The following is a 14781-nucleotide window of genomic DNA, read 5'->3' as shown; positions in this document are numbered from 1 at the left end:
AGCCTAGACGGTCGAGTGCAGCCGCAGCGTCCGCACCCCGCCCCCGGTGAGGAGCTCCACGATGCGCTCACCGGCGGGCTTGCGCACGGCGTTGCCGCACTCCGGGCAGGTGAAGGAGTAGAAGGTCGTCCGCCGGCTGGCACCGATGGCCAACCGCAACGCGCCCGCGGACAGCTCGAAACGCGCCCGGCAGTCGGGGCAGGCGGCCTTGAAGAGGACCGCGGCCACCGAAGGTGACGAAAGGGGCATCAGTGTCATACTGTGCAACTCTCCTCGACTCTCACGACCCACCCGGACTCTCACGACCCACCCGCTCGTGCTCCGGCCCCCGGGGCGCAGCCCCACGCCCGATCGCTCCCCTGCCCGGGGGCACGTCGCGGCGCGGTCACCGGTCGGACCCGTCCGACGGGTCGGCGTCGGCCCCCGGCGCCTCCGTCTCGTACGCGGCCAGCGCTTCGCGCGCCGCGCGCCGGGCGTTGTCCGCCAGGTCCTGCGGGGAGACGATGTGGCCCTCTCGGCCGAGGCGCAGGGCGAGGCGGCGCAGGGATGCCGGTTCGGGGGTGCGCAGGGTGATGCGCAGACCGCCGTCGGGCAGCTCCTCCGCGCTGTCGTGCGGGTAGTACTCGGCGACCCAGCGGCCCCCGGGTCCGACCTCGATCACGACCTCCGGGTCCTCGGCCGCGGGCTGCACGAGCCCGGCGGAGAGGTCCCGCAGCTCCACCTCCGGGGGCGCGGAAGGTTCGTCGAGGATCTTGATCTCGGCGACCCGGTCGAGCCGGAAGGTGCGCCGCGCCTCGGAGCGCCGGCACCACGCCTCCACATAGGTGTGGCCCACACTGACCAGGCGGATCGGGTCGATCTCCCGCTCGGTGAGCTGGTCACGGGCCGGGGAGTAGTAGCGGATCCAGAGTCTGCGCCGCTCGGAGATGGCGCGGTCGACGTCGGCGAAGACACCGCCCTCGGACTCGAAGGTGACCGAGAGCCGCGAGCTGGCCCCGGCCGCCTCGCCCGCCGCCTCCTCCAGCTTCGCCGTCGCGCGCAGCAGCGCGAGCCGGTCGCTCTCGCGCAGGCCGGGCAGCGTGGACACCGCGCGGGCGGCCACGAGCAGCGCCGTGGCCTCGTCGGCGGCGAGCCGCAGCGGCTCGGCGACGTCGTCCGGGTTGTGCCACCAGATGCGCTCGCCGTCGGTGTCGATGTCGAGCAGGTCACCGCCGCGGAAGCTGGTCCCGCACAGCGGCAGTACGTCCAGGTCGGAAATCAGCTCGTCCTGGCTGATGCCGAAGGCCCGGGCGACGTCGGCGACACGGGCGCCGGGGCGCTCGCGCAGATAGGTCACCAGGGACAGCATCCGCCTGGTCTGATCGATGGCATTCGTGACCATTGCTGGTTACGTTCCCCCTCAGCCCTTGGCCACGGCGCGCAGCCGGTCCACGACGTCGGCCCGCAGCTCGGCGGGCTCCAGGACCACCACGTCGGGCCCGAACTCCACCAGCCAGGCGTCGAGCCCGTGCCCGTACGGAATCTCCAACTCGTCCCAGTCCTCGTCCAGTTCCCGCGCGCCGACGGCCTTGGCGCGCAGCGGGTAGCCGGCGCCCTTGCGCAGTTGGATCAGCGCGGTGCGGTCGGCCTTCTCGCCCGCCCAGCTCGCCACCGTCTCCCGCACGGTGACCACGTCGGGCACCTCGACCCGGAACTTCCCCGCGCGCGAGCGGACCTTGCCGGTGATGCGGGAGAGCCGGAAGACGCGCTCGGCCTCACGGTCGCGGTCCCAGCCCGCCAGGTACCAGTGGCCGCGCCAGCACTCCAGGGCCCAGGGTTCGACGTGGCGCGGCTCGGGGCGCGCGGCGGTGGCCTTGCGGTACTCGAAGACGACGAGGCGCCGGTCGCGGCAGGCCAGCATCAGCGGCTCGAAGGCCGCCTCGTGCACGGGGATGCGGGGCTCAAGGGCGCCGTGTGCCTCGTAGGGGTCGACGTCCTCGGGCAGGCCCGCGGCGCGCAGCTTCTGCAGGGCGCCGCTCGCGGCGCCCGCGAGCCTGGCCTGCTGCCACACCTTCGCGGCGAGGCCCAGGGCGGCGGCCTCCTCGGCGTCGAGCCTGACGGGCGGCAGCCGGTTGCTGTCGCGGCGGGCCAGATAGCCGACCTCGCCGTCCATGTTCTCCACCGTCTCGATGACCAGGCCGAGTTCACGCAGGTCGTCCTTGTCCCGCTCGAACATACGGCTGAAGGAGTCCTCGGATCCGGCCGGCGGCCCGGAGAGCGCGCTGCGGCCGGGGCCGAAGGCCGCGCCGGGGCCCGGCCCGAAGGCCTCGACATAGGCCTCGATGGATTCCCTCAGCTCACGCTTGCTGAGCGGCCGCCTGGTCCCGAGCAGACACAGCGCCAGGTTCATGAGCCGCTCGGCCTTGGCAATGGCCATCGACGCCCTTTCTCTCTCCCGACCGATGACCGTACCGCCAGGGGGTGTCGCGGCAAAAGCCGAGGGCAGGTGATGCGGTCCTGAGGGGTTCCGGTACCGGACACGCGAGGGCCCATGCCGAGCAGGCATGGGCCCTCGTCGGACACGTCCGGTCGGACACGGTCGCGTTCGGTCGATGCGTTAGACCGGGACGCGATGTGTCAGACCGAGTCGCGTTGCGTCAGACCAAGACGCGACGCGTCAGACCAAGACTCAACGCGTTCAGACCGAGACCAGGTCGCAGACGAAGATCAGGGTCTCCCCGGGGGCGATGCGGCCGCCACCGGCCCCGCGGTCGCCGTACGCGAGGTGCGCCGGGATGGTCAGCTTGCGGCGGCCGCCGACCTTCATGCCCTGCACGCCCTGGTCCCAGCCGGCGATGACCTGACCGGCGCCGAGCTGGAACTCCAGCGGGTTGCCGCGGTTCCAGGAGGCGTCGAACTCCTCGCCGGTGGAGAAGGACACTCCCACGTAGTGGACCTTGACGAAGTCGCCCGCCTTGGCCACGGGGCCTTCGCCTTCCCAGATCTCGTCGATCTGGAGCTCCGTGGGCGCGTCGCCCTCCGGGAAGTCGATCTCGGGCTTGTCGATGTTCACGAATAACTCCTGCTCATGTGCGTGAGGGGCAACCGGGACAGTCTGCCATCCACCCCCGGGGGTGATCACATCTTGGCGAGGATGTCCACGGAGAAGACCAGCGTGGAGTCCTTCTTGATGGAGCTGCCCTGCGGCGGCTTGTCCCCATAGCCCTGCTTCGGCGGCACCACGACCAGGACGCGGCTGCCGACCTTCTTGCCGGTCAGGCCCTCCCGCCAGCCCGGAATGACCTGCGCGAGGGAGAACTGCGCGAGCTGGCCGCTCTTGTACGAGGAGTCGAAGTCCTTGCCGTCGGCCCAGAGCACGCCCCGGTACTGGCAGAGCAGCGTGTCGCTCGCCTTGACCTCGTCGCCGTCGCCCTCGATGACGTAACTCCCGACGACCTTCTTGGGGGCGTCCTTCTTGGGCACGTCGACCTTGGGGGCCTTGCCGTCGGTGTTCGTCCCGACCTTCGGCAGGTCCATGTTGTCCTGGGCGACTTCCTTGCCCTTGGCGGAGCTCTTGGTGCTGTACGTGTTCACGATGTCGACGACGAACACCAGGGTGTCCGTGCCCTTGATGCCCGCCTGCTTGTTGCCCTGCTTGCCGTACCCCAGCTCCGGGGGGATGGCGAGCTCGACGCGGCTGTCGACCTTCTTGCCGACCAGGCTCTGGTCCCAGCCAGGGATGACCTGGCCGACGCCGATCGGGAAGATCGTCGGTGCCTTGCGGTCGTAGGAGTTGTCGAAGACCTTGGCCGAGTCCCAGATCTGGCCGAGGTAGTGGGCCTGCAGATAGTCGCCCTTGGCGACCTCGACGCCCTTGCCCGCGATGAGGGTCTTGACCGCGAGGTCGGACGACGGCTTGCCGGAGCCCTTGGCGACGGTCGGCTTCTCGCCGAACTTGGTGCCCTTGGTCACGTCGGGCACCGGACCGTCGACGACCTTCGCCTTCGGCGGCGTGGAGTTCGACGGGGACGGGCTGTCCTTGTCCTTGACCTTCGACTTGTCGGACTTGTCGTCGTCGCCGCATCCGGCCAGGGTCAGCAGGCCGGCCGGAACGGCCAGAAGAAGTGAGCGTCGGCGCACGGTGGGGGCCTCGTATCGATCGATCTTGTGGGTTGGCGTGCGCGCAACTCTACGCAGTGAGAAGGGCGCCGTACGAGGAACGTACGGCGCCCCGCGTTGCGTTCCCACAACACCCCGGCGTCTCAGTGGCCACGAACCGGTGTCCAGCGATGTCCCGCCGGTCCCCCGGCGGCGCTTCGCCGGTCACATTCCGGCGATGAGCTTCTCCACCCGGTCGTCGACGGAACGGAACGGGTCCTTGCACAACACCGTGCGCTGTGCCTGGTCGTTGAGCTTCAGGTGCACCCAGTCCACCGTGAAGTCCCTGCGCTGCTCCTGAGCACGGCGGATGAAGTCGCCGCGCAGCCGGGCCCGGGTGGTCTGCGGGGGCACCGACTTGCCCTCGAAGATCTTCAAGTCGTTGCAGATCCGAGCGGCTTGGCCCTTCTTCTCCAGGAGGTAGTACAGACCGCGGCGGCGGTGGATGTCGTGGTACGCGAGGTCTATCTGCGCGACCCTCGGGTGCGACATCGTCATATTGTTCTTGGCGCGATACCGCTCGATGAGCTTGTACTTCATCACCCAGTCGATCTCGGTGGCGATACGGTCCAGATCCTCGGTCTCGATGGCTTCGAGGGTGCGGCCCCAGAGCTCGAGGACCTGCTCCACGGTGCCGGTGCGGATGCCGCGGCGGTCGACGAAGTCCACGGCCTTCTCGTAGTACTCACGCTGGACCTCCAGGGCGGAGGCCTCGCGGCCGCTGGCGAGGCGGACCTTGCGGCGGCCCGTGATGTCGTGGCTGACTTCGCGGATGGCCCGGATGGGGTTCTCAAGCGTCAGATCGCGCATCACCGTGCCCGCTTCGATCATCCGCAGGACGAGATCGGTCGCGCCCACCTTCAGGAGCATGGTCGTCTCGGACATGTTCGAGTCGCCGACGATCACATGCAGTCGGCGATAGCGCTCGGCGTCCGCGTGCGGCTCGTCACGCGTGTTGATGATCGGCCGCGAACGGGTCGTCGCGGACGAGACGCCCTCCCAGATGTGCTCGGCGCGCTGGCTCACGCAGTACACCGCGCCACGCGGGGTCTGGAGCACCTTGCCCGCACCGCACAGCAACTGCCGGGTGACGAGGAACGGAATGAGGATGTCCGCGAGCCGCGAGAACTCCCCGTGCCGGGCCACGAGATAGTTCTCGTGACAACCATAGGAGTTTCCCGCCGAGTCGGTGTTGTTCTTGAAGAGGTAGACGTCGCCCGCGATTCCCTCCTCGTGCAGGCGGCGTTCGGCGTCGACGAGCAGGCCTTCCAGAATGCGCTCGCCGGCCTTGTCGTGGGTGACCAGCTCGGTCACGTTGTCACACTCGGGGGTCGCGTATTCCGGGTGTGAGCCCACGTCGAGATACAGGCGGGCGCCGTTCCGCAGAAAGACGTTGCTGCTGCGGCCCCATGACACAACACGGCGGAAGAGGTAGCGCGCCACTTCGTCAGGCGACAGACGGCGCTGTCCCCTGAACGTGCACGTGACGCCGTACTCGTTCTCCAGCCCGAAAATGCGGCGGTCCATGACTGAACATTACGCCCGATGCCCCGCACTGAAACCGGGTTCGGCAGCACCGTTTCGATCATTTTCCGATGAAGCCGCAACGACCGCGTCGACCTGCGCCGACGCGAACACCCGCGCCGTGCACACCAACACGAGCAGCGCGGCGCCACCGGCGAGCCCCGGAACGGCGAACCCCCATGCCGTGCCGCCCCACTCGACCACGGGGCCGCCCGCCGCCGTACCCACCGAGGTGCCCACCGTGAACGTCGTGACGAACCAGGAGAACGCCTCCGTCACCGTGCCGCGCGGAGCGTGCCGGTCGACCACGATGAAGGCACAGGCGAGCGCCGGTGCGAGGAACACCCCCGCGAGCACCGTCAGGGTCACCATGCCCACCGCCCCCGGCGTCAGCACCAACGGCACGTAGCAGACCGCGAGCAGCGCGACGAGCACCATGAGGCGACGCTCCGGCACGCCGCTCCACTGCCGCGCCCCGTAGACCGTCCCGCCCATGAGCGCGCCGATCCCCACGCCCGCCATCATCCAGCCGTACACCGCGTCGCCGCCGTGCCCGTCCGCGTACGAGACACCGGCCACCGTGATGGCGCCGAGGGCCGTCCCGACGAACAGGAACGCGCCGAGGAGCGCGAGCAGGCCCGGGGAGCGCAGCGCGCCGAGCCAGTGCGCCTCGCGGGGCGCCGAACGCCACGCGCGCGACGGTCGCGACGCCACGACGGACAGCGCGCCGAGCACACCGATCGCGTTCACCACGAGCAGCGCGGCCGGGGCCGACCACAGCGACACCAGGCCCGTCACGAGCAGTGGCCCGACGGTGAACATGACCTCCTGGGCCACGGCGTCCATCGCGTACGCCGTGTGGACCTGCTCCTCCTTGTGGAGCACGTCGGACCACAGCGCGCGGAGGCCGCCCTCCAGCGGCGGGGTGAACAGGCCGGCCACCACCATCGCTCCGTAGGCGACGCCCGGGGTGTCGGGTCCTGTGCACGCGAACGCCGTCATGCCGAGCGCCGAGACGACCGCCGCCGGCAGCATCACCCGGGGCTGGCCGTAGAGGTCGACGAGGCGGCCGAGCAGTGGCTGACCGATCGCGTTCGCCACCCCGTACACCGCCGCGAGCGCGCCGGTCAAGCTGTAGGAGCCGCCCTCCGCGCGGACGAACAGCACGATGCCGATCGCCGCCGTCGCGTTCGGAAGACGGCCCACGAGGGTGCCCGCGAGGAGGCGCGTGGCGTACCGCGCCCGCAGGATCTCGCCGTATCCGGAAGCCATCAGTGAGCCTCTTCTCGCCCCGCCCGCGCGCCGCAGCGCCTCACGTTGTACGTATAACTTCGCGGGTCATACGTACCATGTGCGCTGTCCACCAGTCCACCGACCGCACACGCACCGCGGCGCGCCGCGCGGCACCGCCGCGGTGCGCGGCGAGGCCGGGACGCAGCACACTGCATGGCATCGCACGGCGCGGTGCCGCGTGGCACGGTGCCGTGTGCCATGTGGCACGGTGCCGTGTGGCATGGCACCGCACACACAGCGCCGCACGGCACGACCAGCGCCGTGGCACGGCACCGCACGACAGACACAGAGCACCGCACACGTAGCGCCGTACGGCACAACTCAGCGCGGTATGACACAGCACCGCGCGGCACAGAGCACCGCACAACACAGGGGCCGCATGGCACAGCGCCGCACGGCACGACATACGCCGTACGACACAGCACCGCACGACACGAAGCACCGCACAACACAGGTGCCGCATGGCACAGCGCCACACGGCACCGCACAACACGCGCGCCGTATGGCACAGCACCGCGCGGCACAGAGCACGCACCCACAGCGCCGTACGGCCCAGCACCGCACAACACAGCGCCGCAGGCACAAAGCGCCGCACGGCACACAGCACCGCACAGCACACAGCATCGCCCCGGCCCGCCCGGGGCCCACAGCGACCAGGAGGCGTCTCGTGGCCGGATCCCGGCACGACACCGCGGCCCCCCGCCCCACCAGCCGCGACGTCGCCCGCGCCGCGGGCGTGTCCCAGGCCACCGTCTCCCTCGTGCTCGGCGACAAGTGGCAGGGCCGGGTGGCCGAGCGGACCGCCGAGCGTGTCCGTGCCGCCGCGCGGGACCTCGGTTACCGCCCCAATCTGGCCGCCCGCAACCTGCGGCTCGGCCGCACCCGCACCGCCCTGCTCGTCGTGCCCGCGCTCACCAACGAGTTCTTCGCCCGCGTGCACACCGGCGCGGCCCGGGTCGCCGCCCGGCACGGCTTCGGCGTCGTCCTCTACCCCGCGCCGGACGTCACCGCCCCGGCCCGCGACCCCTTCGACTCGGCGCGCGCCTCCCTCGACGGCGTTCTCGCCTCCTCCATGGCCTCCGAGGCCCTCGCCACCATCCGCGGCGACGAACTCCCCCTCGTCATGCTCGACAGCGACCCCGCCCACAGCCTCGGGGCCGCCACCGTCAACCTCGACATCGCCCAGGGCATGCGCCTGGCCGCCGAGCACCTGCTCGCACTCGGCCACCGCGACTTCCTGCATCTCGCCGCGGACATCAACTCCTGGACGTTCGACGTCCGCCGCGACGCCCTGCGGAGCGTGCTGCACGGCACCGGCGCGACCGTGGCACCCGCCAGGTCCGCCCTCGCCGTCGACGCCGCCCGCACCGCCACGGAGGCCGCCCTGACGGCCTCCGGCACCCGGCCCACCGCCGTCATCTGTGACGACGACGTGCTCGCCGCGGGCGCCTGCAAGGCCGCGCGCCGCCTCGGTCTGCATGTGCCGGACGACCTCAGCGTCACCGGCTTCGACGACCTCACCCTCGCCACCGCCGTCGAACCCGAGCTCACCACCGTGTCCCTGCCCGCCGAACGCTTCGGCGAGCAGGGCATGGACACGCTCATCGCCGTCCTCGACGGCCGCACCCTCGAACCCCAGCCGCTGCCGGTGCGCCTGGTCGTCCGCGGCTCCACGGCACAGGGCCCCGCACCCCGACGCTGAACGCCGGGGCACGGGGCCCTTCCTTCAGATGTACGCAGCTATGGGGCTACGTGGCTACGACTCCTCGGACGGATCTGTCGAACCCTTCGAACCCTTCGAACCCTTCGAATCCTTTGAACCAGACGGCTTGGTCGAGTCCGTCGTGTCCGTCGTGTCCGTGCTCGACTCGGACTCGGACTCGGACTCGTCCTCGGAGTCCGAGTCCGCCGACGCGTCGCCGGATCCGTCCCCGCCGATCAGCCGCTCCAACTGGCGGCCCACGATCCGCTTGAACTTGCGCTGCTGCGGCCTCGTACGGTCGAGGACTGCCACCTCCAGGCGCTCGCCGGGGATCTCCCGCTCGCTGCCGTTGGTGTCCCGCGAGAGCGCCTGCACCGCGAGCTTCAGCGCCTCGGCGAGGGTCATGCCGTCCTGGTGGCGCTGATCGAGATAGGTGCTGATCTGCTCGGCGTTGCCACCCACCGCGACCGAGCCGTGCTCGTCCACGATCGAACCGTCGTGCGGCAGCCGGTAGATCTGGTCGCCGTCAGGGGTCGCGCCGACCTCCGCCACGACCAGCTCGACCTCATAGGGCTTCTCGGCATTGCTGGAAAAAATCGTGCCCAGCGTCTGCGCGTACACATTCGCCAGGCCGCGGGCCGTCACATCGTCGCGGTCGTATGTGTACCCGCGCAGGTCGGCGTACCTGACGCCGCCGATGCGGAGGTTCTCGTACTCGTTGTACTTGCCGGCCGCGGCGAAGCCGATGCGGTCATAGATCTCGCTGAACTTGTGCAGCGCTCGGGACGGGTTCTCACCGACGAACACAATGCCATCGGCGTACTGCAGCACGACCAGACTGCGACCGCGGGCGATGCCCTTGCGGGCGTATTCCGCCCGGTCGGCCATGGCCTGCTGGGGTGAGACATAGAACGGCGTCGACACCGGCTATCCGTCCCTTTCTGTCAAAAATTCACAACAACGACGGGGCACTCAGAGCAGCGCGGCCCTGGGGCCGTCCGGCTGCTCAAGACGGCGCGCCAGGATCGAGCGCGCGATCTCGGAGGTCTCCTCCTCCGCCAGCCTCCGGAATCCCTCCTCGGAGATCACCGTCACAATCGGATAGATGCGCCGGGCGACATCCGGGCCACCCGTCGCCGAGTCGTCGTCCGCCGCGTCGTACAGCGCCTGCACGACGAGCGTCGTCGCCTGCTCCTCGGTCAGGTCGGCGCGGAACAGCTTCTTCATCGCCCCGCGCGCGAACACCGAGCCGGAGCCCGTCGCCGCGAAGCCCTGCTCCTCGCTGCGGCCGCCCGTCACGTCGTACGAGAAGATGCGGCCCTTGCCGCGGTCCATGTCGTACCCCGCGAAGAGCGGCACGACCGCCAGGCCCTGCATCGCCATGCCCAGGTTGGACCGGATCATGGTCGACAGGCGGTTGGCCTTGCCCTCGAGGGAGAGCGTCGCCCCCTCGACCTTCTCGAAGTGCTCCAGCTCCAACTGGAAGAGCTTGACCATCTCCACGGCCAGGCCCGCCGTGCCGGCGATGCCCACCGCGGAGTACTCGTCGGCAGGGAAGACCTTCTCGATGTCGCGCTGCGCGATGACATTGCCCATCGTGGCCCTGCGGTCACCGGCGAGCACCACGCCTCCGGGGAACGTCGCCGCGACGATGGTCGTGCCGTGCGGCGCCTCGACCACGCCCTGCGTCGGAGGCAACTGCCGCTTTCCCGGCAGCATTTCCGGCTGGTGCTCGGAGAGGAAGTCCATGAAGGACGACGAACCGGGCGTCAGGAAGGCAGCCGGTAGACGCCCGGTGCTACGAGTGTTGGCTTCCACGCGTTTCCTTCCAGGTAATTGATGGCCCGACTGACGGGTCGGGATGTGCTCCCAACGTGCCGGTGGCCGAATTGCAGTTGAAGCACACTACGTCACAGGCCGACTCGCCCGCCCCGCAGCCGCCGTGCGCGGCGTGCAGAGCGAGGCGAAACCTATGCGGCCTTGGAATCGAAGGGCGGACCGGCTACTGGCCGCCCTTTTGCACGAAGGAACGGACGAAGTCCTCTGCGTTCTCCTCAAGCACGTCGTCGATCTCGTCCAGCACCGAGTCCACGTCGTCGCTCAGCTTCTCCTGGCGTTCCTTGAGGTCCTCCGAGGACTGCGCGTCCTGCGCCTGCTCCTCGACCTCCTCGGTGGAACGCGTTGCCTTCTGCTGTCCGCCGCCGGTGTCCTTGGTCGCCATCTACCTCACCCCGCTCGGTTCGACGTTTCTTGATCAGACCCTACAATCCGGGTCCGACATCGGCCCCGCACTTTCTGCAACGTGCGGGGCCCACCTCTGTGATTCCCCGGGCGCCGTGCTTTCAGCCGCTTTTCAACCGCCGGAGAGCACCCTGACCAGATCCTCTGCCGTGCGACAGCGGTCGAGCAGCTCCTTGACGTGATTACGCGTTCCGCGTAGCGGCTCGAGGGTAGGTACGCGCTGCAACGAGTCCCGCCCCGGCAGATCGAAGATCACCGAGTCCCAGGAGGCCGCCGCCACGTCGTCGGCGTACTGCTCGAGGCATCGGCCCCGGAAGTAGGCGCGGGTGTCCTCGGGAGGCTTGCTGCGGGCCCGCTCGACCTCGCTCTCGTCGAGCAGGCGCTTCATCTTGCCGCGGGCCGCGAGGCGGTTGTAGAGGCCCTTGTCGGGGCGTACGTCCGCGTACTGCAGGTCGACCAGGTGCAGGCGCGCCGCGTCCCAGTCGAGGCTGTCACGGCGGCGGTAGCCCTCCATGAGCTCCCGCTTGGCGACCCAGTCCAGCTCTCCGGAGAGGCTCATCGGGTTGTTCTCGAGCCGGTTCAGGACGTCTTCCCAGCGCGTGAGGACGTCCTTGGTCTGGTCGTCCGCGTCCGCGCCGTACCGCTCCTCGACGTACTTGCGGGCCAGCTCGAAGTACTCCATCTGGAGTTGTACGGCGGTGAGCGTACGACCGCTGCGCAGCGTGACCAGGTGCTGCAGGCTCGGGTCGTGCGAGATCTGGTGGAGGGTGCGTACGGGCTGGTCCACGGCCAGGTCCACCGCGATGAAGCCGTCCTCGATCATGGAAAGGACCAGGGAGGTGGTGCCGAGCTTCAGATAGGTGGAGATCTCCGAGAGGTTCGCGTCGCCGATGATCACGTGCAGACGGCGGTACTTCTCGGCGTCGGCGTGGGGCTCGTCGCGGGTGTTGATGATGGGCCGCTTGAGGGTGGTCTCCAGACCGACCTCGACCTCGAAGTAATCGGCCCGTTGGCTGAGCTGGAAGCCGTGCTCGTGGCCGTCCTGGCCGACGCCGACACGGCCTGCGCCGGTGAAGACCTGGCGGGAGACGAAGAAGGGCGTGAGATGGCGCACGATGTCCGAGAAGGGGGTCTCCCGCTTCATCAGATAGTTCTCGTGCGTGCCGTAGGAGGCGCCCTTGTTGTCGGTGTTGTTCTTGTAGAGGTGGATGGGCTGGGCGCCGGGGAGCGCCGCGGCGCGTTCCGCCGCCTCCGCCATGATCCGCTCGCCGGCCTTGTCCCACAGGACGGCGTCGCGGGGGTTGGTGACCTCCGGCGCGCTGTACTCGGGGTGCGCGTGGTCCACGTAGAGACGCGCCCCGTTGGTGAGGATCACGTTGGCGAGGCCGATGTCCTCATCCGTGAGCTGGCTGGAGTCGGCGGCTTCGCGGGCGAGGTCGAAGCCCCGCGCGTCCCGTAGCGGATTCTCCTCCTCGAAGTCCCAGCGGGCACGTCGCGCCCGGTGCATCGCCGCTGCGTAGGCGTTGACGATCTGGGACGAGGTGAGCATGGCATTGGCGTTGGGGTGGCCGGGGACGGAGATGCCGTACTCCGTCTCGATGCCCATTACTCGCCGTACGGTCATGCGGCCCTCCTTGCCCGGCGGCGTCCTCGGTCGGGGGCGCCGCTCAAGTACCGCTGGTTCTCCGGTGCGTGTGCGGTGCCCGTCCCCGCACTGCGCGACTCGGCGGTACGGAAGAGCCTAGAACGCCTCTGCGCTGGTGGGGAGATCATTTCCTGCTTTGCTCTCGCTGGGTCGATGACGCGGCTGCGAGGCGCCCGCGACCGGCGGAAAACAGTCGGCTGCGGGTACCCGAGGTGGGCACCCGCAGCCGCCCGCTCGCCTACAGGTACTGACCGGTGTTGGCCACCGTGTCGATGGAGCGTCCGGTGTCGGCGCCCTGCTTTCCGGTGACGAGCGTGCGGATGTACACGATCCGTTCGCCCTTCTTGCCGGAGATACGGGCCCAGTCGTCCGGGTTGGTGGTGTTGGGCAGGTCCTCGTTCTCCTTGAACTCGTCGATGCAAGCCTGGAGGAGGTGAGCGACCCTGAGGCCCTTCTGGTTCTGTTCGAGGAAGGCCTTGATGGCCATCTTCTTGGCGCGGCCGACGATGTTCTCGATCATGGCGCCGGAGTTGAAGTCCTTGAAGTACAGGACTTCCTTGTCGCCGTTGGCGTACGTCACCTCGAGGAAGCGGTTCTCCTCGGATTCGGCGTACATCTGCTCGACGACCGACTGGATCATGCCGTGCACCGTTGCGGCCCTGTCGCTGCCGTGCTCGGCGAGGTCGTCGGAGTGCAGCGGCAGGCGCTGCGTGAGGTACTTGGCGAAAATGTCCTTGGCCGCCTCGGCGTCCGGGCGCTCGATCTTGATCTTCACATCGAGGCGTCCGGGCCGCAGAATGGCCGGATCGATCATGTCCTCACGGTTGGAGGCGCCGATGACGATGACGTTCTCCAGGCCCTCCACACCGTCGATCTCGGCGAGAAGCTGCGGGACGATGGTGTTCTCCACGTCCGAGCTGACGCCGCTGCCGCGGGTGCGGAAGAGGGATTCCATCTCGTCGAAGAAGACGATGACGGGGGTGCCCTCACTCGCCTTCTCGCGTGCGCGCTGGAAGACCAGGCGGATGTGGCGCTCGGTCTCGCCGACGTACTTGTTGAGGAGCTCGGGGCCCTTGATGTTGAGGAAGAAGCTCTTCCCCGCGGGCTGTCCGGTGACCTCGGCGACCTTCTTGGCGAGCGAATTGGCCACGGCCTTGGCGATGAGCGTCTTGCCGCAACCCGGCGGGCCGTAGAGCAGGACGCCCTTCGGCGGCCGCAGTTCGTGCTCCTTGAAGAGATCGGGGTGGAGATACGGGAGCTCGACCGCGTCACGGATCATCTCGATCTGGCCGCCGAGGCCGCCGATCTTTTCATAACTGATGTCCGGGACCTCTTCGAGGACCAGTTCCTCCACTTCGCTCTTCGGTACGACCTCGTAGACGTAGCCGGAGCGGGGTTCGAGCAGGAGGGCGTCGCCGGCGCGGATGGTGACGTCCAGGAGCGGCTCGGCGAGCCTCACCACCCGTTCCTCGTCGGTGTGCCCGAGCACCAGGGCTCGTTCGCCGTCCTCAAGGATCTCCTTGAGGGTGACGATGTCTCCGACTCGCTCGTACTCCATGGCCTCGACCACGTTGAGCGCTTCGTTGAGCATGACTTCCTGGCCGCGCCTGAGCTCGTCGAGTTCGACGCTCGGGCTGACGTTCACGCGGAGCTTGCGGCCGCCGGTGAAGATGTCGGCGGTGCCGTCCTCGTTCGCCAAGAGGAAGACCCCGAAGCCGGCCGGCGGCTGTGCGAGCCGGTCGACTTCTTCCTTGAGGGCCACGATTTGATCGCGGGCCTCGCGGAGCGTGTTCGCAAGTCGTTCGTTCTGTGCGGATACGCCCGCCAGGTTGGTCTGCAGCTCGACGATCCGCTCTTCGAGAATCCTCGTGTGCCGCGGAGAGTCGGCGAGCTTGCGTCGCAGGACGGCGATTTCCTGCTCGAGATAGGCAACCTGACCGGCTGGGTCCTCAGACCCTCGCCCCGGCCGGATGCCGCGGTTGATGTCGTCGTCGTGGGCTGCCACGGTCCTCACCTCCTCCAAGGGGAGCTGGACGCTTCCTGACCCTACCTGGGTGGGTGCTGATTGAAACCCCTAGATCACAAAGACGGTGGGGGTGTGTCCGATCTTCACCCTTGCGCTCTCCCTCACGCCAGGGGAATACCCACCCAACAACATCGGAAAGCCGCCGGTTGTAGGGTCGAACTGTTCAACACCCGTCAGGGCTGGCCGGACTTGCGGCAAAGTCGGCCCTGCTCG

Annotated in this window: 13 protein-coding genes; 1 reads left to right on the top strand and 12 read right to left on the bottom strand. The window is 69.0% G+C overall.

Features of this window, described 5'->3' with window-relative positions:
- Window positions 1-3: 3 nt before the first annotated feature.
- From IG78_RS0106145 to IG78_RS0106115, 7 genes are all read right to left on the bottom strand, one after another.
- The gene (locus tag IG78_RS0106145) at window positions 4-258 is read right to left on the bottom strand and encodes a hypothetical protein (RefSeq protein ID WP_037684964.1); all 255 of its coding nucleotides are present in this window, start codon (window positions 256-258) and stop codon (window positions 4-6) included.
- Window positions 259-385: 127 nt separating this feature from the next.
- Window positions 386-1381, bottom strand: a complete 996-nt coding sequence (locus IG78_RS0106140) for a helix-turn-helix transcriptional regulator (RefSeq protein WP_030560285.1) — start codon at window positions 1379-1381, stop codon at window positions 386-388.
- An 18-nt stretch (window positions 1382-1399) separates the two neighbouring features.
- Window positions 1400-2416 carry a helix-turn-helix transcriptional regulator gene (locus IG78_RS0106135; protein ID WP_030560283.1) on the bottom strand — a complete coding sequence of 339 codons (1017 nt, stop codon included), beginning with the start codon at window positions 2414-2416 and terminating at the stop codon, window positions 1400-1402.
- 261 nt (window positions 2417-2677) lie between these two features.
- Window positions 2678-3052 carry an FKBP-type peptidyl-prolyl cis-trans isomerase gene (locus tag IG78_RS0106130; protein WP_030560282.1) on the bottom strand — a complete coding sequence of 125 codons (375 nt, stop codon included), beginning with the start codon at window positions 3050-3052 and terminating at the stop codon, window positions 2678-2680.
- A gap of 65 nt (window positions 3053-3117) precedes the next feature.
- Window positions 3118-4119, bottom strand: a complete 1002-nt coding sequence (locus IG78_RS0106125; RefSeq protein ID WP_030560280.1) for an FKBP-type peptidyl-prolyl cis-trans isomerase — start codon at window positions 4117-4119, stop codon at window positions 3118-3120.
- Between the two features lie 183 nt (window positions 4120-4302).
- Complete coding sequence (pafA, locus tag IG78_RS0106120) at window positions 4303-5664, bottom strand: Pup--protein ligase (RefSeq protein ID WP_030560279.1); 1362 nt, start codon at window positions 5662-5664, stop codon at window positions 4303-4305.
- A gap of 9 nt (window positions 5665-5673) precedes the next feature.
- Window positions 5674-6933, bottom strand: a complete 1260-nt coding sequence (locus IG78_RS0106115; RefSeq protein WP_030560278.1) for an MFS transporter — start codon at window positions 6931-6933, stop codon at window positions 5674-5676.
- A 688-nt stretch (window positions 6934-7621) separates the two neighbouring features.
- On the opposite strand from IG78_RS0106115, the gene IG78_RS0106110 reads away from it, so the two are divergent.
- Window positions 7622-8656 (top strand): LacI family DNA-binding transcriptional regulator, encoded by a 1035-nt coding sequence (locus IG78_RS0106110; RefSeq protein WP_030560276.1) that lies wholly within the window; start codon window positions 7622-7624, stop codon window positions 8654-8656.
- Between the two features lie 54 nt (window positions 8657-8710).
- On the opposite strand, the gene prcA is transcribed toward IG78_RS0106110, so the two are convergent.
- The 5 genes from prcA to arc all read right to left on the bottom strand — a co-directional run bounded on the left by prcA (window position 8711) and on the right by arc (window position 14547).
- Window positions 8711-9580: a proteasome subunit alpha gene (prcA, locus tag IG78_RS0106105; RefSeq protein ID WP_030560275.1), complete on the bottom strand. Its 870-nt coding sequence runs from the start codon at window positions 9578-9580 to the stop codon at window positions 8711-8713.
- Window positions 9581-9628: 48 nt separating this feature from the next.
- The gene (gene prcB, locus IG78_RS0106100; protein WP_030560273.1) at window positions 9629-10474 is read right to left on the bottom strand and encodes a proteasome subunit beta; all 846 of its coding nucleotides are present in this window, start codon (window positions 10472-10474) and stop codon (window positions 9629-9631) included.
- 184 nt (window positions 10475-10658) lie between these two features.
- On the bottom strand, window positions 10659-10877 hold the full coding sequence (locus tag IG78_RS0106095; RefSeq protein WP_030560272.1) for a ubiquitin-like protein Pup: 219 nt from the start codon (window positions 10875-10877) through the stop codon (window positions 10659-10661).
- Between the two features lie 132 nt (window positions 10878-11009).
- Window positions 11010-12521: a depupylase/deamidase Dop gene (dop, locus tag IG78_RS0106090; protein ID WP_347400150.1), complete on the bottom strand. Its 1512-nt coding sequence runs from the start codon at window positions 12519-12521 to the stop codon at window positions 11010-11012.
- A gap of 259 nt (window positions 12522-12780) precedes the next feature.
- On the bottom strand, window positions 12781-14547 hold the full coding sequence (gene arc, locus IG78_RS0106085; RefSeq protein WP_030560269.1) for a proteasome ATPase: 1767 nt from the start codon (window positions 14545-14547) through the stop codon (window positions 12781-12783).
- Window positions 14548-14781 lie beyond the last annotated feature (234 nt).

It is taken from the genome of Streptomyces aureocirculatus, assembly GCF_000720475.1.
In the GTDB taxonomy this organism is placed as follows: Bacteria; Actinomycetota; Actinomycetes; order Streptomycetales; family Streptomycetaceae; genus Streptomyces; species Streptomyces aureocirculatus.
The sequence above is the reverse complement of the archived record's forward strand: the minus strand, read 5'-3'. Positions and strand labels throughout refer to the sequence as shown.

Excerpts from the sequence above, each read along its gene's own strand:
- IG78_RS0106135 (WP_030560283.1), bottom strand. The coding sequence starts at position 2,416 with ATGGCCATTGCCAAGGCCGAGCGGCTCATGAACCTGGCGCTGTGTCTG.
- IG78_RS0106115 (WP_030560278.1), bottom strand. The coding sequence starts at position 6,933 with ATGGCTTCCGGATACGGCGAGATCCTGCGGGCGCGGTACGCCACGCGC.
- IG78_RS0106095 (WP_030560272.1), bottom strand. The coding sequence starts at position 10,877 with ATGGCGACCAAGGACACCGGCGGCGGACAGCAGAAGGCAACGCGTTCC.
- IG78_RS0106145 (WP_037684964.1), bottom strand. The coding sequence starts at position 258 with ATGACACTGATGCCCCTTTCGTCACCTTCGGTGGCCGCGGTCCTCTTC.
- pafA (WP_030560279.1), bottom strand. The coding sequence starts at position 5,664 with ATGGACCGCCGCATTTTCGGGCTGGAGAACGAGTACGGCGTCACGTGC.
- IG78_RS0106140 (WP_030560285.1), bottom strand. The coding sequence starts at position 1,381 with ATGGTCACGAATGCCATCGATCAGACCAGGCGGATGCTGTCCCTGGTG.
- dop (WP_347400150.1), bottom strand. The coding sequence starts at position 12,521 with ATGACCGTACGGCGAGTAATGGGCATCGAGACGGAGTACGGCATCTCC.